Source organism: Alteromonas sp. MmMcT2-2, from assembly GCF_022348305.1.
In the GTDB taxonomy this organism is placed as follows: Bacteria; Pseudomonadota; Gammaproteobacteria; order Enterobacterales; family Alteromonadaceae; genus Alteromonas; species Alteromonas macleodii.
Genome location: NZ_JAKRFA010000118.1, coordinates 1 through 1,225, shown reverse-complemented (window position 1 = coordinate 1,225; position 1,225 = coordinate 1). Strand labels below are relative to the sequence as shown.

Sequence of the window (1,225 nt, the reverse complement as noted above, 5' to 3'; positions counted from 1 at the left end):
GGTAAGAGATGTATTGTCCGACCGGGATCTATGGCCGGGGCAAAGGTACAGGATGGAATTCTCAGGAACCTGTGAGATCCAGTATTGACCTGAGTATTATTAAGCGTTTGGCTCTAGCTATCAACAAAGCCGGGCTGTCTGGTAATGGCTTCCAATCAGACAGAGCGAACAGGAAGCACGCTCAGGAGCTTAAAAGCGAATCCATAAGTGATTAGGTAGTAGATGCTGGAAGTCTTAGTGCGCCATATTACTGTTGACTTGGGGGAACTCTGCTCAGGAGGACCCTAACGAGGAAAGGGCGCACCATAACTTTTTAACTGTTGATGGGAAACATAGAGGTGCACAGAAACCGATGATTGTGTCAACGAAACAACAACAGATAGCCAAATTGGCTAAAGAGAAACCGAAACTCGTGTTCACATCACTCAATCATCTACTGAATATTGAGTGGCTATATGAAGCGTATAGGCTCACGCGTAAAGATGGCGCAGTCGGCATAGATGGTGAAACAGCACGTGACTATGAACAGCACTTGGATGCAAATCTGCAATCATTGCTTGAAAGAGTCAAGTCTGGACGCTATCGAGCACCTGCTATTCGTCGCGTGTATATTCCCAAGGGCGATGGTAAGTTGCGTCCTCTCGGGATCCCCACATTTGAAGACAAGCTTGTTCAACGTGCCGTTGTAATGCTACTGGAGCCAGTATACGAACAGACGTTCTATGATTGTTCATTTGGTTTTCGACCGGGCTACTCTGCACACCAAGCGTTACAAAGTCTTCGTAATCACATCATGGATGACGGGGGTAAGTGGGTACTAGACGTGGATATACAGCAGTATTTCGATACTATTGAACATACTCAGTTGAGAAACTTTTTAGACCAACGAGTGACGGATGGCGTTATTCGTAAAATGATAGACAAATGGCTAAAAGCCGGTGTGATGGATGGGAGTAAACTAAAGAAGTCTGTAATCGGGACGCCACAAGGCGGTGTTATTTCTCCTTTACTAGCAAATATATATTTGCACTATGTATTGGATGAATGGTTTGCCAATTCGGTTAAACCTCGCATGCTTGGGCGTTCAAGTTTGACTCGGTTTGCGGACGATTTTGTTATGGTGTTTGAACATTACGAGGATTGTTATCGTGTTCAACAAGTCTTAACCAAACGCTTTACGCGTTATGGGCTGACACTGCACCCTGACAAAACTCGCCGCGTAGAT

Annotated in this window: 1 protein-coding gene; it reads left to right on the top strand. The window is 45.3% G+C overall.

What is annotated here, in order from left to right; genetic code table 11:
- Window positions 1-352: 352 nt before the first annotated feature.
- A partial coding sequence (gene ltrA, locus MHM99_RS21085; protein ID WP_239220464.1) for a group II intron reverse transcriptase/maturase occupies window positions 353-1,225 on the top strand: 873 nt, incomplete at its 3' end.